Origin of the sequence: Streptomyces sp. NPDC058308 (assembly GCF_042880275.1) — a bacterium.
Lineage (GTDB): Bacteria > Actinomycetota > Actinomycetes > Streptomycetales > Streptomycetaceae > Streptomyces.
In genome coordinates this window covers 121,700-141,734 of sequence record NZ_JBHVZA010000021.1, presented here as the reverse complement: position 1 = coordinate 141,734, position 20,035 = coordinate 121,700, and the positions used below count along the sequence as shown (strand labels likewise).

The 20,035-nt window shown below is 72.1% G+C and carries 22 protein-coding genes; 11 read left to right on the top strand and 11 right to left on the bottom strand.

Annotation, left to right across the window (positions count from 1 at the left end; genetic code table 11):
• Positions 1-101 precede the first annotated feature (101 nt).
• A complete protein-coding gene (locus ACFVYL_RS26660; RefSeq protein WP_389720059.1) occupies positions 102-590 on the bottom strand; it encodes a DUF5709 domain-containing protein in 489 nt (162 codons plus the stop codon).
• A gap of 140 nt (positions 591-730) precedes the next feature.
• On the bottom strand, positions 731-1,867 hold the full coding sequence (locus ACFVYL_RS26655) for a glutamate--cysteine ligase (protein ID WP_389720057.1): 1,137 nt from the start codon (positions 1,865-1,867) through the stop codon (positions 731-733).
• Positions 1,868-1,996: 129 nt separating this feature from the next.
• Here ACFVYL_RS26655 and ACFVYL_RS26650 point away from each other — a divergent pair, with 129 nt between their 5' ends.
• From ACFVYL_RS26650 to ACFVYL_RS26635, 4 genes are all read left to right on the top strand, one after another.
• Positions 1,997-2,962 carry an LLM class F420-dependent oxidoreductase gene (locus tag ACFVYL_RS26650; protein WP_389720056.1) on the top strand — a complete coding sequence of 322 codons (966 nt, stop codon included), beginning with the start codon at positions 1,997-1,999 and terminating at the stop codon, positions 2,960-2,962.
• 32 nt (positions 2,963-2,994) lie between these two features.
• On the top strand, positions 2,995-3,423 hold the full coding sequence (locus ACFVYL_RS26645) for a hypothetical protein (RefSeq protein ID WP_389720055.1): 429 nt from the start codon (positions 2,995-2,997) through the stop codon (positions 3,421-3,423).
• 159 nt (positions 3,424-3,582) lie between these two features.
• Entirely contained in the window at positions 3,583-3,987 is a 405-nt protein-coding gene (locus tag ACFVYL_RS26640) for a hypothetical protein (protein ID WP_389720054.1), read from the top strand.
• Between the two features lie 83 nt (positions 3,988-4,070).
• Positions 4,071-4,757 carry a DUF6766 family protein gene (locus ACFVYL_RS26635; RefSeq protein ID WP_389720053.1) on the top strand — a complete coding sequence of 229 codons (687 nt, stop codon included), beginning with the start codon at positions 4,071-4,073 and terminating at the stop codon, positions 4,755-4,757.
• 4 nt (positions 4,758-4,761) lie between these two features.
• Here ACFVYL_RS26635 and ACFVYL_RS26630 read toward each other — a convergent pair whose 3' ends face one another.
• The 4 genes from ACFVYL_RS26630 to ACFVYL_RS26615 form a co-directional block, all read right to left on the bottom strand.
• Positions 4,762-5,811 carry an iron-containing redox enzyme family protein gene (locus tag ACFVYL_RS26630; protein ID WP_389720051.1) on the bottom strand — a complete coding sequence of 350 codons (1,050 nt, stop codon included), beginning with the start codon at positions 5,809-5,811 and terminating at the stop codon, positions 4,762-4,764.
• Positions 5,808-6,068: a CDGSH iron-sulfur domain-containing protein gene (locus ACFVYL_RS26625; protein WP_389720050.1), complete on the bottom strand. Its 261-nt coding sequence runs from the start codon at positions 6,066-6,068 to the stop codon at positions 5,808-5,810. Before ACFVYL_RS26625 ends, ACFVYL_RS26630 begins: the two co-directional genes overlap by 4 nt.
• Positions 6,052-6,747: a HemK2/MTQ2 family protein methyltransferase gene (locus ACFVYL_RS26620; RefSeq protein WP_389720049.1), complete on the bottom strand. Its 696-nt coding sequence runs from the start codon at positions 6,745-6,747 to the stop codon at positions 6,052-6,054. Before ACFVYL_RS26620 ends, ACFVYL_RS26625 begins: the two co-directional genes overlap by 17 nt.
• Before the next feature lie 388 nt (positions 6,748-7,135).
• Positions 7,136-7,645, bottom strand: coding sequence for a DUF6328 family protein (locus ACFVYL_RS26615; protein ID WP_389720107.1), 510 nt, complete (start codon positions 7,643-7,645; stop codon positions 7,136-7,138).
• 156 nt (positions 7,646-7,801) lie between these two features.
• Between ACFVYL_RS26615 and ACFVYL_RS26610 the strand changes: the two genes are divergently transcribed.
• Positions 7,802-8,044, top strand: coding sequence for a DUF5133 domain-containing protein (locus tag ACFVYL_RS26610; RefSeq protein ID WP_389720047.1), 243 nt, complete (start codon positions 7,802-7,804; stop codon positions 8,042-8,044).
• 15 nt (positions 8,045-8,059) lie between these two features.
• On the opposite strand, the gene ACFVYL_RS26605 is transcribed toward ACFVYL_RS26610, so the two are convergent.
• Together ACFVYL_RS26605 and ACFVYL_RS26600 are read right to left on the bottom strand one after the other, a co-directional pair.
• A complete protein-coding gene (locus ACFVYL_RS26605) occupies positions 8,060-9,457 on the bottom strand; it encodes an NADP-dependent succinic semialdehyde dehydrogenase (protein ID WP_389720045.1) in 1,398 nt (465 codons plus the stop codon).
• A 133-nt stretch (positions 9,458-9,590) separates the two neighbouring features.
• A complete protein-coding gene (locus tag ACFVYL_RS26600) occupies positions 9,591-10,082 on the bottom strand; it encodes a DUF1348 family protein (RefSeq protein WP_389720044.1) in 492 nt (163 codons plus the stop codon).
• A 162-nt stretch (positions 10,083-10,244) separates the two neighbouring features.
• Between ACFVYL_RS26600 and ACFVYL_RS26595 the strand changes: the two genes are divergently transcribed.
• Positions 10,245-10,796: a TetR/AcrR family transcriptional regulator gene (locus tag ACFVYL_RS26595; protein ID WP_389720043.1), complete on the top strand. Its 552-nt coding sequence runs from the start codon at positions 10,245-10,247 to the stop codon at positions 10,794-10,796.
• A 90-nt stretch (positions 10,797-10,886) separates the two neighbouring features.
• Here the strand turns inward: ACFVYL_RS26595 and ACFVYL_RS26590 are convergent, their stop codons facing one another.
• Complete coding sequence (locus ACFVYL_RS26590; RefSeq protein ID WP_389720041.1) at positions 10,887-11,777, bottom strand: glycoside hydrolase family 19 protein; 891 nt, start codon at positions 11,775-11,777, stop codon at positions 10,887-10,889.
• A gap of 277 nt (positions 11,778-12,054) precedes the next feature.
• Between ACFVYL_RS26590 and ACFVYL_RS26585 the strand changes: the two genes are divergently transcribed.
• The 3 genes from ACFVYL_RS26585 (at position 12,055) to ACFVYL_RS26575 (ending at position 15,047) form a co-directional block, all read left to right on the top strand.
• Positions 12,055-12,813: a FadR/GntR family transcriptional regulator gene (locus ACFVYL_RS26585; RefSeq protein WP_389720040.1), complete on the top strand. Its 759-nt coding sequence runs from the start codon at positions 12,055-12,057 to the stop codon at positions 12,811-12,813.
• Between the two features lie 35 nt (positions 12,814-12,848).
• Positions 12,849-14,120, top strand: coding sequence for a CynX/NimT family MFS transporter (locus tag ACFVYL_RS26580; protein ID WP_389720038.1), 1,272 nt, complete (start codon positions 12,849-12,851; stop codon positions 14,118-14,120).
• A gap of 72 nt (positions 14,121-14,192) precedes the next feature.
• On the top strand, positions 14,193-15,047 hold the full coding sequence (locus ACFVYL_RS26575) for a GNAT family N-acetyltransferase (RefSeq protein ID WP_389720036.1): 855 nt from the start codon (positions 14,193-14,195) through the stop codon (positions 15,045-15,047).
• Between the two features lie 43 nt (positions 15,048-15,090).
• On the opposite strand, the gene ACFVYL_RS26570 is transcribed toward ACFVYL_RS26575, so the two are convergent.
• Positions 15,091-16,020, bottom strand: coding sequence for an NAD(P)-dependent oxidoreductase (locus ACFVYL_RS26570; protein ID WP_389720034.1), 930 nt, complete (start codon positions 16,018-16,020; stop codon positions 15,091-15,093).
• A gap of 134 nt (positions 16,021-16,154) precedes the next feature.
• Here ACFVYL_RS26570 and ACFVYL_RS26565 point away from each other — a divergent pair, with 134 nt between their 5' ends.
• Positions 16,155-16,550, top strand: coding sequence for a winged helix-turn-helix transcriptional regulator (locus tag ACFVYL_RS26565; protein WP_389720033.1), 396 nt, complete (start codon positions 16,155-16,157; stop codon positions 16,548-16,550).
• Here ACFVYL_RS26565 and ACFVYL_RS26560 read toward each other — a convergent pair.
• The gene (locus ACFVYL_RS26560; RefSeq protein WP_389720031.1) at positions 16,547-17,752 is read right to left on the bottom strand and encodes a serine hydrolase domain-containing protein; all 1,206 of its coding nucleotides are present in this window, start codon (positions 17,750-17,752) and stop codon (positions 16,547-16,549) included. The two genes, ACFVYL_RS26565 and ACFVYL_RS26560, sit on opposite strands and share 4 nt — an antisense overlap.
• 322 nt (positions 17,753-18,074) lie before the next feature.
• Here ACFVYL_RS26560 and ACFVYL_RS26555 point away from each other — a divergent pair, with 322 nt between their 5' ends.
• Positions 18,075-19,976, top strand: coding sequence for an ABC transporter ATP-binding protein (locus ACFVYL_RS26555; RefSeq protein WP_389720030.1), 1,902 nt, complete (start codon positions 18,075-18,077; stop codon positions 19,974-19,976).
• The last annotated feature ends 59 nt before the right edge of the window (positions 19,977-20,035 follow it).

The following is a 20,035-nucleotide window of genomic DNA, read 5'->3' as shown; positions in this document are numbered from 1 at the left end:
CCTCCGGGTTCGACACGGGCCAGTTGCTGTACGGGTCGCCCTTCCCTTATACCGCAGGCCGAACCGGGCCACCTCTCCGGACGACCCGGCCCCGCGCCCTCTCAGTCGAGGTCGTCGGGAGCTGCGGGCAGGTCCTCGTCGGGGACGACGTGCACCGCCGCCTCCTCCGCGGCCGCCGCGCCGCCGTCGATGCCCTGGTCCGTGGCGACGGCCTCCTTGGTGGTGTCCGCGTGGGCGCCCTCGTCCGGAGCCAGCAGACGGCCGGCGCGGTCCGCCCCGGCCTCGGGGTCCACGGGTTCGCCCTCGCCGTCCGGCAGGTCGCCCACGCCGTCCCCGTCGGGCGCCTGGGTGTCAGGCACCTCCTGCCGCAGCCGCTCGTCGAGCGACTCGCCCTCGTGCTGTTCCGCCGCCGTGGTGCCGCTCTTGTTCACGCCCAGGGGCTTCTCCGGCGGGGAGTAGCCCTCGTCGAGCATGTCGTCGTACGTGCGCTCGTCCAGCGCGTCCTGGAGGTCAAGCGGCGTGGCGTCCTCCTGCTCCTCGTTGTCACCGGTGGGCTGGTAGGCGTCGTCCGCCATGTTCTGTTCGCTCATGACTGCCTCGCGCTTCTCGGGGTGTGGGGTGGTCGCGCTTGCCCTTTGATGGTCGCGCGTCGGCCCATCGATGTGCCCGCGACACACGCTCCCAAACGATCTCTCCCGAGGTCCGTGGGCTCGTGCCGGGGTCGCGTTTCTCACGTCGCCTGGGTGCGGCGCACGCACTCGGCGATCACGGCGCTCAGGCTCCCCGTCCGGTCGAGGAGGTCCCGCTGGACGCGGGCGCCGTTGCCGTGTTCCAGCAGATCGTCGATGGCCGTGCGCACCAGGCCGAGGTCGCCGCTGTCCTCCAGGGCGTCCCGCAGGTGGTCGACGAGGGCTTGCAGCACCTCACGGCTCGGCGCCGGCCGCATGGTCAGGGGGTGGAGCAGGGTGTCGTCAAGGGCGGACCGCGAGGCCCGCCAGGCGGCGAGCCTCAGCAGGCCGGTGCTGTGCGCCGCCGGTGGCCGGCCCGCCCGCCATTCGCGCGAGGCCGTCTCGACCAGAGCCCGCGCGAGGGCCGCGACCAGGACGGTGGACGAGGCCTCCAGACAGACGTCCGCGACGCGGATCTCGACGGTGGGGTAGCGGTGGGAGAGCCGGGCGTCGAAGTAGACCATCCCCCGGTCGCGCAGCACCCCGGAGTCGACCAGGCCGCGGACCTCGTCCTCGTACCGCTCGGCGGAGCCGAAGATCTCGGTCGGGCCCGCCATCGGCCAGCGGCCCCACACCTGGCTGCGGTAGCTGCTGTACAGGCTGTCGTGTCCCTGCCAGAAGGGCGAGTTGGCGCTCAGGGCGACCAGGAGCGGGAGCCAGGGCCGGATGCGGTCGATGACGGCCACGCCCTCCTCGTCAGACCCGACCGACACATGGACGTGGCAGCCGCAGGTCAGCTGCTCCTGGGTGGTCAGCCCGAACTGCTCCTCCATCCACTGGAAGCGGCTGCCGGTGTTGACCGACGGGCTCACCGGCAGGGGAGAAGTGGCGAGGGCGGCGACCGTGGCGCCCACGTCACCGGCGTGCCGCGCCGCGTCGGCGCGCCACCGCACCACCTCGTCCGCGAGGCTGTCCATGCTCTCCCGCGGTTGGGTGGCGAATTCGAGCTGCTGCCCGTGCAGTTCCCGCTCGAAGGCCTCGTCCTCGGGCTCGCGGTAGTCGCTCTCGTGCTTCTCGGTGTCCGGGTTCTCCGCGGTGTTCTTGGCCGCTCGCGCCAGGACCGCCGAGGAAAGGGCCCGCGGCTCGCCGCTGCTGCGGTCGATCAGGAGGAGTTCTTCCTCCACTCCTACGGTGCGCAAAGGTGGCTGCCTCTCTGTCCGTCCGTGGCTGGTGGTTCCCCAATACCCCCGGCACCGGATCCCAGCCGCTCGCCGACCCGTTCGACCGTAGGATGTTTCAGCGGAGGCGATTCGGCAAACCGATCACTTATGGTGCAAATCGGCTACACAATGATGACCGAGCAGACCGGACCGCGCGCGCTCGTCGACGACCTGGTCGCGGCGGAGAAGGCGGGCTTCGACTTCTCCGTCACCTCCGACCACTACTTCCCGTGGCTGGACTCGCAGGGACACTCCCCGTACGCGTGGAGCGTGCTCGGCGCGGCGGCGCAGGCCACCTCGCGCATCCCGCTCATGACGTACGTGACCTGCCCGACGACCCGGTACCACCCCGCCGTGGTGGCGCAGAAGGCCGCCACGATGCAGCTGCTCTCCGAGGGCCGCTTCCGGCTGGGACTCGGCTCGGGTGAGAACCTCAACGAGCACGTCATCGGTGGCGGCTGGCCCTCGGCACGGGTCCGCCTCGACATGTTCGAGGAGGCGGTCGGGATCATCAAGGCGCTCTTCACGGGTAAGAACATCAACCACGAGGGCACCCACTTCGACGTGGCGAACGCCCGCCTGTGGGACCTGCCCGACGAGCTGCCGCCCATCGGCATCGCCGTCTCCGGCGAGCGGTCCTGCGCGCTGGCCGGGAAGTACGCGGACCTCGTCATCGCGACCGAGCCCAAGGCCGACCTCGTCGAGTCCTTCGAGCGGCACGGAGGCGCCGGCAAGCCCCGGGTGGGCCAGCTGCCCGTCTGCTACGACACCGACAAGGACGCGGCGATCGCCCGCGCCCACGACCAGTTCCGCTGGTCCGTCGGTGGCTGGCCGGTCAACTCCGAACTGCCGGGCCCCGCCGCCTTCGCCGGCGCCACGCAGTACGTCACCCAGCAGGACATCGCGCAGCAGATCCCGTGCGGGGACAACGTGGACGACTTCGTCGAAGCCGTCCGCCCCTTCGCCGAGGCGGGCTTCACGGAGATTGCCCTCGTCCAGGTCGGCGGCGACCAGCAGCGCCCCTTCATCGACTGGGCCGAGAAGAAGCTGCTGCCCGCGCTGCGGGAACTGTGACGCGCCGGGCGCCCATGACCCAAGGAGACACCGTGCACCACACACCGACCCCCGCCTCACCCGCCCAGGACCCCCGGTCCCACCCGTCCGCGGAGCTCGTACAGGTGGTCCTCGGCGAGTGCTCGGTGGCCGACGCGGACACCGTCTTCACCGTCCTGCGCGCCCACTTCCCGTCCGACCGCGGGGTGGACGCGCCCCGCCAGACCGAACAGGAGTCGCCCGCCGTCTGGACCGGCGAGTTCCGCGTCGCCGGGAGCCCCGGTCCCGCCCGGGGCGTCCTGCTCGCCGGCCCGGTCACCGCCGACCTGCAGGGCGGTCCTGTCGCGGTGGCCCACCTGCGCGAGGCGCTCGAAGCGGCCTTCGTCGTCTCGCCCGTCGGCACCGTCTCCGGCGACCAGGAGATCGAGGTACAGCTCCGCCTGACCGGCGCCGAACACGGCGCGCCGCCCGGGGACGCCTGACCGGGTGCGCGCCGATCGGGCGCATGCCCGCGTGTCGGACCGGCAGGTTCCGTCCGCCGGGGCGGGATGCCGCATCTTCGGAGGGACCCGTACGCGCCCGGATCGCCGGCGCCGTGCGGTGGCCACCGACCGACGGGGCAGCGAAGGAGCGCGGAGCCGGTGCGCGGAACAGGGCAGGGCGTGGCCGTGGCGCTGCTGTGCTGCGCACTCGCCGGGTGCGGTGGCGTCGCCGCACGCGAGGACGCCGCCGCACGGGCGGTGAACCGCTTCGAGGCGAGTCTGCGGACCTCGGACACCGCGCGCGGCTGCGGGGCGCTCGCCCCCGGCACCCTCGACGAACTGGAGCAGTCCGCCGAACTGCCCTGCGCCCGGGCGCTGCCCGACGCGGCACTGCCCACGGCCGCCGAGGTGCGACACGTCGATGTGTACGGGCGCCAGGCACGCGTCGTGACCGACCGCGACACGCTCTTCCTGTCGTCCTTCCCGGGCGGCTGGAAGGTCACGGCCGCCGGCTGCACCGCACGCCCCGAGAAGCCGTATCAGTGTCTGATCAAGGGCGGTTGACGGATGCGGACGATGTTCCTGCTGTATCTGCTGACCGTGACGGCCGGGCTGGCCTACTGTCTGGCGCTGGGGCTGACGCAGCGGTGAGCCGGGCGCGGCGCTTTCTGCGCGAGAACAGCCTCACCCTGGCCTTCGGCGCGGGGTTCCTCCTCACCCTGGCGGGCCAGGCGATCGCCGGGCACGCCGAATTCAACAACCAGCTCGTCGCAGGCGACCTGGCCCCGATGAGCTTCGGCGGTTACCTCCTGACCTCCGACTTCGCCGTGGACGTGACGGAGAACTGGCAGTCCGAGTACCTGCAGTTCTTCCTCTACATCTTCGGCACGGTCTGGCTGCTCCAGCGGGGCTCGCCCGAGTCCAAGGAGGTCGGCAAGGCGGGCCCGGAGTCCGACGAACGGCAGCGGGTCGGCGCGCACGCCCGGCCGGACTCGCCGCGCTGGGCCGCCGCGGGCGGTGCGCGTCAGGCCTGGTACGGCCGGTCGCTCGGCATCCTCATGTGCACGCTGTTCCTGCTCTCGTGGCTGGCCCAGTCCGTGGCGGGCGTCGCCGCGTACAACGAGGAGCACCTGCGCGAACTCCAGGCGCCCATCGGCTGGTTCGAGTATCTCGGGGCCGCCGAGTTCTGGGGTCGCACCCTGCAGAACTGGCAGTCCGAGCTGCTCGCCGTGGGGTCGATGGCCATCTTCTCCGTCTATCTGCGCCAGCGCGGATCTCCGGAGTCCAAGCCGGTCGGCGCGGCGCACGACGCCACCGGCGTGGAGGGTGGCTGACCGCTCAGCCGGGCGCGCCCGGCGCGTCGGCCAGAGGGATGCGCAGGGCGCTCCGCCCCCGCCGCCACGCGTCGAGCAGCCGCTCGCCGAGGCGGTCCTCCAGGAAGCCGGTGGCGTGGACGCCGAAGGCCACGTCCGCTGCGAGCCCGGGCTCGGCGGCCAGCAGCCCGCCGACGACATCGCGCCGCACCACCTGCTCGTGCACGGCGTCCGCCTCCACGTGTTCGTCGTAGAACCGCTGCGCCGCGGGGCCCGCGCCGGTCCGGCGCAACGCCGCGGCGAGCCGCCGCGAACCGGGCGACGAGGTCACCTCGACAGCGGCGAAATGACCCACCAGCGCACCGCGCAGGGCACGGTGCAGCCCGAACAGGGACATCAGGTTCACGGTGGCGAGGGCCTCGGCGGGGGCCGCGTCGACATAGTGGCCGTACGCCGTCTCCAGACCGAGGTCGGCCATGAGCTCGGCGAACAGCCGGGCGTGGATGTCCTCGGCGCGCCCCGCCCCGAACTCGTCGTACTCGATGGCCACCATCGCCGCCTTGGCCCGCCCGTGCAGGCGGGGAATGACCCAGGCGTGCGGGTCGGCCTCCTTGAGGTGGTACAGGGAGCGCAGCGCCGCGTACTCCCGGAGCTGCCACGCCTCCCCGTCGCGCTGGAGGTGGTGGCTGACGCTCGCCGGATCGTGCCCGACGGGTTCCACGAGGAGCGCGCCCAGCGCCTCCCCGGCGTCCTCGCACCGGGGCACGTCGGCGTGCAGGGCATCGAGGAACCGCCGCTCCAGCGCGCGCCGCAGGGCCAGCAGGCCAGGGTCCCACTCCCACCCGTCGGCCACCCCGGAGAAGCCCTGGTAGTGGAGTTCGTAGAGGACGTAGAGGGTGAGCTGGAGATCGTCTCCGTAGGCCTCGGCCCGCTCCGCCTCCGCCAGGCCGGGAACAGGGCCTTCGCCGCGCAGCGCGGTCAGGACGCCACGGGACAGCCCGCCGCGGGCGGTGGGGGGTTCGGGGCTGTGGTGGCGCGGTTCGACGTAGGTGGTCGCTTCGGCGGGGGCGGTCATGACGAGGCCTCCGGCTCCTCGGTCGTGGACGGGTCGGCCGTGGACGGCTCCTCCTGGCGCTTCACCCGCCGCCGCCGGTGGCTGGTGTCGCACCAGGGGTATGTACGGCTGCGCCGGCAGGTGCAGACCGCGACGGTGAAGCGCCGCGAGACGGAGACGGTCCCGTCGTCGGCGACCACCTCGACCGGGCCCTCCACCAGGAGCGGGCCTTCCGGGTCGACCGTGACGCGGCGCGGGCGGTCAGCGGCGTTCGGCACGGACCACCACCAGTTCCTCGATCGTCTCGTCGGCGCCGAGAAGATGGCGACGGCGCAGCCAGGCCTGGCGCGAGCGCAGCACGGGCCCGAACGGGATGAACCGCCGGTCGGTGACCTCGGTGTCCATGCCCCGCGACGCCAGCCGCTCCAGCGTGACGTCCACATCGCAGAGCGCGGAGTGCACCATCAGCAGGACGCCCCCGGGGCGCAGCGCCCGTGGGGCCGTGTCGCAGACGCGGTCCACGACCAGTCGGCCGGCCGGTCCGCCGTCCCACGCGCGCGCCGCGCCGCGCCGGGGCAGCCGCGGTGAAGGAGAGGGTACGTAGGGCGGGTTGCTGACCACCAGATCGAAGGGGCCGGACGACGCCCCGGTGGTCAGGTCGCCGTGGCGCACGGCGACCGACTGCCCGCTGAGCCGCGCGTTGAGCCGGGCGGTGAGCACCGCCCGCCAGGAGATGTCGAGGGCCGTCACCCGGGCCCCGCGCCGGGCGGCCGCCACGGCGAGCGCCCCGGAACCGGTTCCCAGGTCGAGCACGGAGGTGCCGTCATCGATGTCCTCGCGGTCCAGGGCCCGGCACAGCAGCGCGGTGTCGTGCTGCGGCGCGTACACGCCGGGCAGGGTGAACAGCGGCGCCGGGGGTACCGGCGCCGGCATCGGTGTGCGTGCGTGCGTGGTCATGCGGCTTCTCCCGTCGGCAAGAACTCCACGAGGGCGCTCCTCCTTCCACGCTCCGCCGGTTCGCGGTCGGCCACCACTCGAACAGTGACAGCTGGTGACATGTAGTGGCAGATGGTGACTTATCGCGAACAGAGCGGACTTCGCTGCCTTGCTTCGGTCCTGAACCTGGGTGCCCCGGGTCCGGTGATCCACACCTGCGGGACGGCCGTGGCCCGCGGGGCGGCAGAGAGCGGGACACGCCGCCTCTCTGCCGGGACGGCACGCCGTACTTTCCGGATGACCGCCGTCGTCGTGGGGGCCGGACCGGCCGGACTCACCGTTGCCGCCACGCCGCCACGCCGCCACGCCGACACGCCGACACCTGAGCGTCGCGCGTGCGCGGGCCCGGTCAGTCCGGTGTCGTGTGCCGGTGCCGCGCCCACGCGGGCAGCACGAACCAGCACAGCAGGTACCAGGAGACGACGACGCCCACCAGCCAGGGCACGACGGTGTTGTCGGTGGCGACCCGCAGGATGAGGAGGAGGGCGGCGGTCAGCGTGCCGAGCAGCAGGACGAGCCCGAGGAACGTCAGCCTGGACGCCCACACCACCGCATGCGGCTTGATCTTGCGGCCCGAGACGATGCGATGGAACGACACCGGGGCGATCAGAGCGCCCGTCGCCGTCGAACCGAGGATCACGGTCACCACGTAGATCGTCCGGTCGGTGTCGCTCAGCTCCTGGAACCGCGGCGTGAAGGCGACCGTCAGGAGGAAGCCGAACAGGATCTGCACGCCGGTCTGGGCCACCCGCACTTCCTGGATCAGTTCGCTCCAGCGGCGGTCGGCGCGCTCGGTCTCGGTCTCGCGGCGGCCGTCGCTCCCGGCGCGGGGGGCAGGCTTGTCGGCAGGGTCGTCCACGGGGTCGTCTCCGGGCTCGCTGTTCGACGCGTCCACATCATGAGTGTGCCCGCGAACCACCCACTCGACAAACGCGAACGCCGATGCTGATTCGAGTGGTCGCGGGCGGGCAGGCGGGGTGTTGAGTGATCGTGGAACCGACCCCAGGGAGACTCCGTGCTGCTGGCCCACCCCGTCGTACTGGAAGACCTGCTGGAGCGCTACAAGGCCCTCGCCCTGCTCCGCGCCGATCAGGGAAGTGCCGAGAGCCGACAGGCGTACGAGGACGTGGCGTACAGCCTGTGCCTGGCCACCGGCACCAGCGACGTCGACGCCGCCGTCGTCGCTGCGGGCCACCGGCTGCCTGGCGCCAGGACTCTGGACGACTCCTTGCTGACGGCTACCGGAACCGTGGGCTGACGGTCTGAGGCAGGCTCACTTCTGCGCGCCGTGCCAGACGGTCGTGGCGTTGCAGAATTCGCGGATTCCGTGGCCCGAGAGCTCCCGTCCGTAGCCGGAGCGCTTGATGCCGCCGAAGGGCAGGCCGGGGTGGGAGGCGGTCATGCCGTTGAAGAACACCCCGCCCGCCTGGAGATCCCGCACGCACCGCTCGACGTCGGCGTCGTCGCGGGTCCACACGTTGGAACTCAGGCCGAACGGCGTGTCGTTGGCCAGCGCCACGGCTTCGTCCAGGTCCGCGACGCGGTAGAGCGTGGCCACCGGGCCGAACGCCTCCTCGCGGTGGATCCGCATCCGCGGGGTGATGTCCGCGAGGACGGTCGGGGCGTAGTACCAGCCCCGGTCCCGCTTCTCGGGGCGCTGCCCGCCGCACAGTGCCGTGGCGCCGTGGGCCAGCGCGTCCTCGACGAGTTCTTCCAGGTCGTCGCGGCCCTGCTCGGTCGAGAGCGGGCCCACGTCGGTGTCCTCGTCCATCGGATCGCCGACGGTCAGCTCCCGCATACCGGCGACGAACCGGTCGCGGAAGGCGTCGTAGACGTCGGCGTGCACGATGAAGCGCTTGGCGGCGATGCAGGACTGCCCGTTGTTCTGCACCCGGGCGGTCACCGCGGTCGTCGCGGCGCGCTCCACGTCGGCGCTCGGCAGCACCAAGTAGGGGTCGCTGCCGCCCAGTTCGAGGACGGTCTTCTTGATCTCGTCGCCCGCGGTGGAGGCGACCGAGCGTCCCGCGGGTTCGCTGCCGGTGAGCGTCGCCGCGGCCACCCGCCCGTCGCGCAGGATGTCCTCGACGGCGTCCGAGCCGATCAGCAGCGTCTGGAAGCAGCCTTCCGGAAAGCCGGCGCGGGTGAAGAGGTCCTGGAGGTAGAGGGCGGTCCGTGGCACGTTCGACGCGTGCTTGAGCAGGGCGACATTGCCCGCCATCAGGGCGGGGGCGGCGAAGCGTACGACCTGCCAGAGCGGGAAGTTCCACGGCATCACGGCCAGGACGACGCCGAGCGGGCGGTAGCGGACCACCGCCCGCGAGGCCCCGGAGTCGGTCACGTCCTCCTGCGCGGGATGCTCGTCCGCGAGCAGCCCCTCGGCCCGCTCCGCGTACCAGCGCATGGCCTTGACGCACTTCGCCGCCTCGGCCCTGGCCGCCTTCACCGGCTTGCCCATTTCCGTGGTCATGGTGCGCGCGATGTCTGGCGTGTCTTCCTCCAGGAGGTCAGCGGCGCGGTTGAGCAGCCGCGCGCGCTCGGCGAAGCCGGTGGTGCGATGACGGGCGTAGGCGCTCTCCGCCGTCGCCAGCCGGTGCTGGATCTCGTCGGCCGTGAGCGGTTCGAACGTCTGGAGTGTCTCCCCGGTGGACGGGTCGACCGTGGCGATGGGCATACGGTTCCTCCTCGGGGTCCTCGGTGCCCAGGTCCTGGTGCGGCATGCGGTGCTGCCCCGGGAATTTCAGCCTAGGCGGCGGAGGAGGAAGGGGCATGCGGGGATTCGGCCCCGCTGCCCGGTGTGCCGCCACTCAGAGGCCGAGTTCGGTCAGACCGGGGTGGTCGTCGGGGCGGCGGCCGAGCGGCCAGTGGTACAGGCGGTCGGAGTCCTGTACGGGCAGGTCGTTGATGCAGGCGTGGCGCACGCTCATCAGGCCGTCGTCGTCGAACTCCCAGTTCTCGTTGCCGTACGAGCGGAACCACTGCCCGGAGTCGTCGTGCCACTCGTAGGCGAAGCGCACCGCGATGCGACGGCCGTCGTGCGCCCACAGTTCCTTGATCAGCCGGTAGTCGAGCTCGCGGTCCCACTTGCGGCTCAGGAACCCGACGATGGCCTCGCGCCCGGTGACGAACTCCGCGCGATTGCGCCAGCGGGAGTCCTCGCTGTACGCGAGGGCCACCTTCTCGGGATCGCGGCTGTTCCAGCCGTCCTCGGCCAGGCGGACCTTCTCGATCGCGCTCTCCCGGGTGAACGGCGGGACCGGGGGGCGGGCAGCGACCGGGGGACGGGCAGCGGTGGTCATGGGGTGCTCCAGGGTGGTGGGCAGGGCGGACCGAGCGGGGAGAACGTGCGTTCTCCTCTGGCGGCCACCCTAGGAGAACGAGCGTTCTCCCGCAATGACGCGCGGCCCCGGTGGCCGTAGTAGCGTAGGAGAACGCACGTTCTCGATCGGGTGGGAGCCCTCATGGATCACGTGGAGGCGGAGGCCAGACTCCTCGACGCCGCCGAGGCGCTCTTCTACGAGCGCGGCATCCAGGCGGTCGGCATGGACCAGGTCCGCGCCGGATCCGGCGTCTCGCTCAAGCGGCTCTACCGGGTCTTCCCGTCCAAGTCGGAGCTGGTCCGGGCCTGTCTGGAGCGCCGGGACCGCCGCTGGCGCGAACGCCTCGCCGCCTACGTGGACGGCAAGGACGGCGGCGACGAGCGCATCCTCGCCGTCTACGACTGGCTGTACGACTGGTTCAGCGAGCCGGACTTCCGCGGCTGCGCCTTCGTGAACTCCTTCGGCGAACTCGGCGCGGTGGACCCGGCGGTGGCCGATACCGTCCGGGCCCACAAGGATGCCTTCAGGGGCTACATGGCCGCTCTCGTGGCCGACGCGGGGCGCCCGCGGAGCGCCGTCGGGCCGCTGGTCCTGCTCGCCGAAGGGGCCATGACCGCCGCCGCCATCGCCGGTTCCCCGTACCCGGCCCGCCAAGCCCGCGACGGCGCGGCCCAGTTGCTGGCCGCGCCGTAAGCTCCGACGTGGTCGAGCTCGGCCCCGCGGAGAGTGTGCCGGGCCCACCCGGGGGTGCCGGTCCGGGGTGCCGTCCGGTCGGGTGCCGTGTCAGCAGCTGAGGTTCGAGCCCGGTGTGGTGCCCAGGATCTGGGTGAAGGCCTTGTAGCGGTCGATACGGCTCTGGACCTGGCCGGGGTTGCCGCCGTCGCACTCCAGGCTGCCGTTGATGGCGCGGATGGTCTCACCGAAGCCGGCGCCGTTGACCATCGCGTTGTGCGGGGTCATGGTGCCGGGGCCGTTCTGGGTGTTCCAGTACCAGAGGCCCGTCTGCCAGGCGATGGCCGGGTTCTGCTCGACGAGGTAGGGGTTGTTGAGCAGGTCGATGCCGAGCGCGTCGCCCGCGGCCTTGTAGTTGAAGTTCCAGCTGAGCTGGATCGGGCCGCGGCCGTAGTAGGCGGCCTGCCCCGCCGGGCAGCCGTAGGGCTGGTTCCTGTCGCAGTAGTGCGGGTAATTGGCCTGGTTCTGCTCGACCACGTGCACCAGGCCGCCCGTCTCGTGGCTGACGTTGGCGAGGAACGCCGCCGCCTCCTGTCGCCTGACCGTGTCGCTGCCGGTGTTGGCGAAGGCCGGGTAGGACTTGAGCGCGTCGGTCAGGCCCTTGTACGTGTAGAACGAGTTCCGGCTCGGGAACATCTGGTTGAACTGGGCCTCGCTGACGACGAAGCCGGACGGATCGGGGTTGCCCGGGTCCGTACCGCCGCCGCACGAGCCCTGGTCCGACCAGACGTCGGCGCGGCCCGGGGTCTCGTTCTGGGTCCACCACTTGGCCGTCCAGTTGTGGCCGTCGTACGAGGCCGACCTGCCGCCCGTGTAGACCGACGAGGAGTTCCACGGCGCGGCGCACTCGGCGGCGGACGCCGAGACGGCGGCCGGGCCCAGGACGATCATCGCGCCGAGTGCGGCGAGCGCGGCCGCGAAGCTGGTGATGCGTCGGAACATGCCAACTCTCCTTATCGGCGGCGCGGTTGCGGGGGTCGCGCCGCCATGGGGGTGCCCGCGACTCAAGCGAAATGGTCTGAACCTGTCAAGGTCTAGACCAGGGGGTGAAGGTAAAACCTCGAACGGTCCAGCGGGCCTCGACGCGCACCTTGATCATTTGGCAGCGATCATTTGACAGCAGAAAACATGGGATGTTCCCATGTCCGCGATACATGGGATGTTCCCATGTGTGGCGCCCTTGACTCCAGGGACGCCCCGAGAAAGAAGGTGCCGCCCGATGCCGTTGCGCAGCGCAGCCCGGACCAACCTCGTCGACCTCGTCATCGCCCAGATGGAGAGCCTCATCACCGACGGTGAGTGGAGGGTCGGCGAGAAGATCCCCGCCGAGCCGCTGCTCGTGGAGCAGCTCGCCGTGGGCCGCAACACCGTGCGGGAGGCGGTCCGCGCCCTGGTGCACACCGGCATGCTCGAACCCCGTCAGGGCGACGGCACCTACGTACGGGCCGACAGCGACTTCGGCGCGGCCGTGCAGCGGCGGCTGCGCAGGGCGGGGGTTCTGGAGGCGTACGAAGTCCGCGCCTGCCTGGAGCGGGACGCCGCCCGGTACGCCGCGGAGCGCAGGACGGACGAGGACCTCGCGACCCTGCGGGCCGCCCTCGCCGAGCGCGACGCGGCGTGGCGGAGCGGGAACACGGCCGCGTTCGTCGACGCGGACCTGGCCTTCCACCGCACCGTCGCCGAAGCGGCGCACAACAGCGTCCTCGCCGAGCTGTACGGACACCTCAGCGACGCCCTGCGCTCCACGGTGCAGTCCGTGATCGGCGCGCCCGTCCCCGACTCCGTACGCCACCAGTTCGCGGCGCACGAGGCGATCGTCGACGCCATCGAGGCGCGCGACGCCGAAGCCGCGGAGGCCGCGGTGCTCGCCCATCTCGCCGAGGGCATGGCCGCACTGCGCGAGCAGCCCCTCGACGGCTCGGACGACGACAGCGGCGAAGCGGGGGCCGCGCACGAGAAGCGAGCGGGCCGTACATGAGCAACAAGCAGAACAAGAGCCGAAAGCAGCAGCACATGAGCAAGACAGCAGCGTCGGCCGCCGGCGAGGCCGCACACGACCGCACCGCCACCACCCCCGAGCCCTCTGCGCCCCCCGTCCCGATGGCCGGGCGCCGCGCGCTCTACCTCGCCCTCGGCGTCGTACTCCTCGCGCTCAACCTCCGCCCCGCCCTCGTCGCCGTCTCCCCGCTCGCCGACACGATCCGCGACGACAGCGGCATGTCGGCCGCCGCGACGAGCCTCCTCACCGCGCTCCCGCTGCTCTGCTTCGGCCTCCTCGCGCCCATCGCGCCGCGGCTCGGCCGCCGCCTCGGTATGGAGCGGGCGCTGCTCGCCACCATGGTGCTGATCTGCGCGGGCACGGCCCTGCGCCTGGCCGACTCGGTGATCGCGCTCTTCGCGGGCACCGTCGTCATCGGCGCGGGCATCGCCGTCGCCAACGTCCTGCTGCCCGGCCTCATCAAGCGCGACTTCCCCGCGAAGGCGGGCCTGATGACCGGCCTGTACTCGATGTCGCTGTTCGGCGGCGCCGCGCTCGCGGCCGGCGTCACCCTCCCTGTGCAGCAGGCCAGCGGCATGAACTGGCGTACCACTCTCGCCTGTTGGGGCGCCCTCGCCGTCATCGCCCTGTTCGTGTGGCTGCCGCAGATCCGGTCGCGCACGCGGGTGAGCGCGGCGGCGGCACGACAGGCCGCCCACCCCGTACGCGGCCTGTGGCGCTCCCCGCTGGCCTGGCAGGTCACCGCGTACATGGGCCTGCAGTCCCTCAACTACTACGCGGCCGCCGCGTGGCTGCCCACCGTCTTCCAGGACGCGGGGATGGCCCCTGGCGATGCCGGCTGGATGCTCTCCTTCTCCTCGCTGCTCGGCATCGCGGGCTCCTTCCTCGCCCCGGTGATCGTCGGCCGACGGCTGCGCGCGGGCACCCTCGCCGCGCTCGGCGCCGTGCTCTGCGCACTCGGCTTCGGCGGCCTGCTCGCCGCGCCGGTCGGCGGCGCCTACCTGTGGATGACGCTGCTGGGCCTCGGCCAGGGCGCGGCCATCAGCCTGGCGCTGCTGTTCATCGTGCAGCGGGCCCCCGACGCCCGGCACGCGGCGCAACTCTCCAGCATGGCCCAGTGCTTCGGCTACGTCCTCGCGGCCACCGGGCCGACCCTCCTGGGCGCCGTCCACGACGTCGCGCACAGCTGGACCGTGCCGCTCGTCCTGCTGCTCGTCCTGCTCGTGCCGCAGGTCGTGGTGGGATTCGGCGCCGCACGCGACCGGCATGTGGCGGGCATCGGCTGACGCCGGGTCGGGCAGGATGCATCCGGTGCGGTTCTCGACGGCGCACCGTCCCGGATGGAGAAGGGTGCAGCGATGACGGATTCGGCCGGGCAGTTCGCGGTCTCACGGGCGACGCTCGACGACTGGCGAGTGGTGACGGGCTGGGCGGCGGACGAGGGCTGGAACCCCGGCCTCGGCGACGCCCCCTCGTTCTTCGCGCAGGACCCCGAGGGGTTCTTCCTGGGGCGGATCGACGGCGAACCGGTCTCCGCGATCTCCGTGGTCAACTACGGGGACAGCTACGCCTTCCTCGGTTTCTACCTCGTCCGCCCCGACCAGCGGGGCCGCGGCCTCGGCCTCGCCACCTGGCGGACCGGCCTCGCCCACGCCGAGGGCCGGACCGTGGGCCTGGACGGAGTCCCCGCCCAGCAGGGCAACTACCGGCGTTCCGGCTTCGAGCTCGAGCACGGCACGCTGCGCTACATCGGCCCGCTGCCCGCGGTCGACGTGCCCGACCGGCACGTGCGTCCCGTCGAGGCGGCGGGCCTGCGGGCGCTCCTGGCGTACGACAGCGCGTGCCTGCCCGCGGATCGGCGCCGCTTCCTGGAGTCCTGGCTCGCCGCCCCCGGGCACCGCGCCCTCGCCCGCATCGTCGACGGCAGACTGACCGGTTACGGGGTGCTACGCCCCGGCCGCGACGCCCGGCGCGTCGGGCCGCTGTTCGCGGACACCCGCGCCGACGCCGAGGCACTCCTGGACGCACTCGCCGTCGAGGCGGACGGCGACCTCGTCGCGATGGACGTGCCCGAGACCAACCGGGAGGCCGTGGCGCTCGCGGAGGCACGCGGCATGAAGCCCACGTTCGACACGGCCCGCATGTACACCGGCCCGATCCGCGCCTACGCCCGGGAACGGGTCTTCGGCGTCACCTCGCTCGAACTCGGCTAGGTGTGCTGTCCGGCGGAGTGCCTGACGTTCTCCCGTCGTGCCATCAGCCACGCAGGGCGTCGACGAGGGCCGCGGTGTCCATCGCGCCGCCGCCCTCCGCGACACGGCGCCGCATCAGGGCGAAGACCGGGGCGAGCAGCTCGGTGCTCACGCCGTACTGCTCGGCCGTGCCCGTGAAGGTCGGGACGCCCGCGGCCTGCATGCCCAGACCGGAGACCACGCCGGTGGTGTAGTCGCCGCTCTCCAGGCGGGCCGCCGTGTCGTGCACCATGCCGCTCATCGCGCCCAGCCAGCCGGCGAGCAGCGGAGCGAACTCGGAGGGCTTGATGTCCTGTTCGCCGCGGATCAGGGCGAACGCGTGGGTGACGCCCGCGAACATGCCGTACATGCCGCTCAGGAGCGCGATGTCGTGCAGGGCGGCGAAACCGGCGTCCGTACCGACGAAGTGGGTGCCGAGCGGGACCGCGAGGGTGTCCCGACGGGCGTCGAACAGGTCGCGGGAGCCGCTGTAGAAGACGTAGCCGCCCGCCTCCGGGACGCCGACCATCGGCGGGACGGCCATGATGCCGCCGTCGAGGAAGCGCGCGCCGCGCCCGGCCGCCCACTTCGCGCGGGCCCGCGCCGAGCCGGGGGTGCCGGTGGTCAGGTCGACCAGGTCCTTGCCGTTCAGGTCGACGCCGTCGAGCGCCGAGGCGACCGAGGCGTCGTCGAGCAGGACCGTCACGATCAGCGGGCCGGCCGCGACGGCTTCGGCGACGCTCGACGCGACCCTCGCACCTTCCTCCGCGAGGGCGGTGGCGCGAGCCGGTGTGCGGTTCCACACCGTCACGTCGTAACCGGCGGCGAGCCATGCGCGGGCGAGGGCGCCGCCCATCGCGCCGAGCCCGAGGAGCGTGACCTTCCGGTCCGTTCCGCTTTTCGTCCCGGTGTTGTTCTTGCTGGTCAGGGCGCTGTTTGTCAGGTTCTCCGTCATGTCGGCAACCCTCGCCCCGCGGGCTCGGACCCACAAGTACGCACTGTGAAGTCACTGGTTACCGGGAGGGAAGCATCCAGCTCCGCGCGGTGTTGCGAGAGTGGGATTTTCCGTACGGGGAGGGTGTGGGGACGATGGCGAGCGAGCGGATGCGGCCGGGGCGCTACCACTGCGGGGTCGATGCCGCGCTCGGTGTGATCGGCGGCAAGTGGAAGGTGCTGCTGATCTGGGCGCTCGACGCGCACCCCGGCATCCGGTTCGGGGAGCTGCAACGGCAGGTCCCGGGCATCAGCGTCAAGGTCCTCGCCTCCCATCTGCGGGAGTTGGAGGAGGACGGCATCGTGCGGCGCGTCGCGTACGACGAGGTGCCGCCCCGCGTCGAGTACTCGCTCACCGACGCGGGTACGCGCCTCAACGCGGCCCTCGCCCCGCTCGGCGCCTGGGGCAGCGACCACATCCTCGGGGGCGGTCACGGCCCGCGGCCGGAGTACGCCGCGGCCACGACCTCCCCCCAGGACCCCTCCTTCTAGGACCCCTCCTTCTGGCACATCACCCGGTCCACGAGGCCGCTGATGGCCTTCTGGGTGTGCTGGTCGCCGTCGCCGGTGGCGAGCACCACGGCGGTCCGGGTCGCGTCCGGCGAGACACCCACCCATGTGCGGTAGCCGGACACTCCGCCCGGGTGGGTGAAGTAGCTGCCGCCGCAGGACAGCGGGAACTTGCCGAGCCCGAGTCCGTACTCCGCGCCCAGCGCCGGGGCGGGCACCGTGGTCGTCATCTCGTCGAGTTGCGCCGGTTCCAGGAGCCGGCCGTCGAGCAGGGCGGTGTAGAACCGGCTCAGGTCGCCAGAGGTGCTGATGATGGACCCGGAGGCGTCGACCGCACTCGGGTTGAACCGCGTGACGTCGGTGGTCGTGCCGGTGCCGAAGGCGCGGTAGCCGTGGGCGTGCGGGCCCGGGAGGCCGGGGACGGTGCCGGGCGCGCTGGTGCCCGCCAGGTCCAGCGGGTCGGTGATGCGGGCCTTCACCTCTTTCGCCCAACTCCTGCCGGTGACCTTCTTGATGATCATCCCGGCCAGGATGTAGTTGGTGTTGGAGTACGACCAGCGGGGGGCGTCGTCGGGGGTGGGGTGCCGTAGCGCCAGTGCCACCAGTCCCTGCGGGGTGTAGGTGCGGAACCGCTCGGCCCGGTAGCCCTCGGCGGTGTTGAGCGCGGGGATGTCGCCCAGCACGTCGGGGATGCCGCTGGTGTGCTGCAGCAGTTGCCGGACGGTGATCAGCCTGCCGTCGTGACCGTCGCCCCGGACCACCCCCGGCAGCCAGTGCTCGACGGTGTCGTCCAGGGACATCTCGCCCTCGGCCACGAGTTGCAGCACGACGGTGGCCGTGAAGGTCTTGGTGGCGCTGCCTGTCCGGAACGTGCCGTCCCACGGCACCGGCTTTCCCGTGCTCAGCTCGGCCCTCCCGGCGCGTGCCCTGTCGCGCCCGCCCGGCGACCTCACCTCCGCGAGCACCCCGGCGGTCCCTGTCCGGTGAATCGCGTCCACCTCGTGCTGAAGGGGATCGGCCGGCCGTGGCGCCGCCGCTGCCGCCCCCGCCCGGGCGTCGGAGTCGGCGTCGAGCGAGGCCGCGGGCCCCGACGATGCGGCCAGGAGGGTCGCAGCGAGCCCGATCGGGACGAGCAGCCCGCGCCGACGTCTACCGGATAGCCGACGTCTATCGGATACATGCATGGTGGTCCCCAGTTCTGTGCAAGCCGTCCGTGCGTGCAGGGATCGCTCCGGCCGTGGTCCGCGGCGGTTTCCGCGTCCGAGGGCCGGGGTCGGTGTCCATCCCAGCAGCGGAGGGCGGGCCGTCCCATCCGGCTGTCCCCCGGCCGGGCCGTGGGTCACCCTCAGGCAGGACCTATGGCCAACCCCCGTACAGCGCTTGGGCCTTGGGAGTATGAAGGTCGCACGGCGCGGCGCGCGGGCGGCCTCGCGGGCGGCGAGGATGGGGTGAAAATGCGGCCCGAGCCTTGACCTCAAGTTTAGTTGAGGTTCTAACGTTATCCCCATGAGCATGGAAACGACGGCATGGACGCAGATGTACAGCGTCATGCATGCCCAGCAGGACCGCCGCCCCTTCGCCCGGGCCACGCTGCGCCGCATCGGCGTCTTCGCCCGGCCCCACCGCCGACGCATCTGGCAGTTCGTGCTGCTGAGCGTCGTCACCGCACTGCTCGCCGTGGCGACACCGGTCCTCGCCGGGTACGTCGTCACCGCCATCGTGTCGGGCGACGACTCCTCGACCGTCGTACGCTACGCCCTGCTCATCGCGGGCATCGCACTGGCCGAGGCCGGACTCGGACTGCTCAGCCGCTGGCTGTCGGCGAACCTCGGCGAAGGGCTCATCCTCGATCTGCGGACCGCCGTCTTCGATCACGTACAGCGCATGCCCGTCGCCTTCTTCACCCGCACCCGCACGGGAGCGCTGGTCAGCCGCCTCAACAACGACGTGGTGGGCGCGCAGCGGGCGTTCAGCAACACCCTGTCCGGCGTCGTCGGCAACATCGTCACGCTGCTGCTGACCCTCGTCGTCATGATGACGCTCTCCTGGCAGATCACGCTGCTCGCGCTGGTACTGCTGCCGATCTTCATCGTTCCCGCCCGCCGGATGGGCTCACGCATGGCCCGGCTCCAGCGCGAGGCGGCGCACCACAACGCCGCCATGGGGACGCGGATGACCGAACGCTTCTCGGCGCCCGGCGCCACCCTCATCAAGCTCTTCGGCCGGCCCGGCGACGAGTCCGCGGAGTTCGCCGAGCGCGCCCACCGGGTGCGGGACATCGGCGTACGCACCGCCATGGCGCAGTCCGCGTTCATCACCGCGCTCACCCTGGTGTCGGCCCTCGCGCTCGCCCTCGTCTACGGCCTCGGCGGGTACTTCGCCCTGGAAGGCACGCTGAAGGCGGGAGCCGTCGTCTCGCTCGCCCTGCTGCTCACCCGGCTGTACGCGCCGCTCACCTCGCTTGCCGGTGCCCGCGTCGAGGTCATGAGCGCGCTCGTCAGCTTCGAGCGGGTCTTCGAGGTGCTCGACCTGAAGCCGCTCATCGAGGAGAAGGAAGCGGCGGTACCGGTGCCCGACGGGCCCGTCGCCGTCGAGTTCGACAACGTACGGTTCGCCTACCCCTCCGCCGACAAGGTCTCCCTCGCCTCCCTCGAAGAGGTCGCCACGCTCGACACCCGCGGCGGCGACGAGGTGCTGCACGGACTGTCCTTCCGCGCCGAGCCCGGCCAGACCGTCGCCCTCGTCGGATCCTCGGGAGCGGGCAAGTCGACCATCGCGCAACTGCTGCCGCGCCTGTACGACACCGACGAAGGCACCGTGCGGATCGGGGGCGTCGACGTACGGGACCTGTCCGCCGAGTCCATGCGGGCCACCCTGGGCATGGTCACGCAGGACGGCCACCTCTTCCACGAGTCCGTCCGCGCCAACCTGCTCCTCGCCCGGCCCGGCGCGAGCGAGGACGAGCTGTGGGACGTCCTGCGGCGAGCCCGCCTCGAAGACCTCGTACGCTCCCTGCCCGACGGTCTTGACACGGTGGTGGGCGAGCGCGGCTACCGCCTCTCCGGCGGTGAACGGCAGCGGATGACCATCGCGCGGCTACTCCTCGCCGGACAGCGGGTCGTCATCCTCGACGAGGCGACGGCCCACCTCGACAACACCTCCGAGGCCGCCGTCCAGGAAGCACTGAACGAGGCGCTCGAAGGCCGCACCGCCATCGTGATCGCCCACCGGCTCTCCACGGTGCGCTCCGCCGACCAGATCCTCGTCGTCGAGGCGGGACAGATCGTGGAACGCGGCACGCACGACGAACTCCTCGCCCTGGGCGGGCGGTACGCGGAGCTGTACCGGACGCAGTTCGCCAAGGGGACGGAACCGGCCGACGCGCCGGAGGTCGTGGAGGCCGCCTAAGGAACAGCAGTCCCGCCGCGGGGGGTGGGGCTGCCGCGGCTCGCGCCACCCCAGGCGCG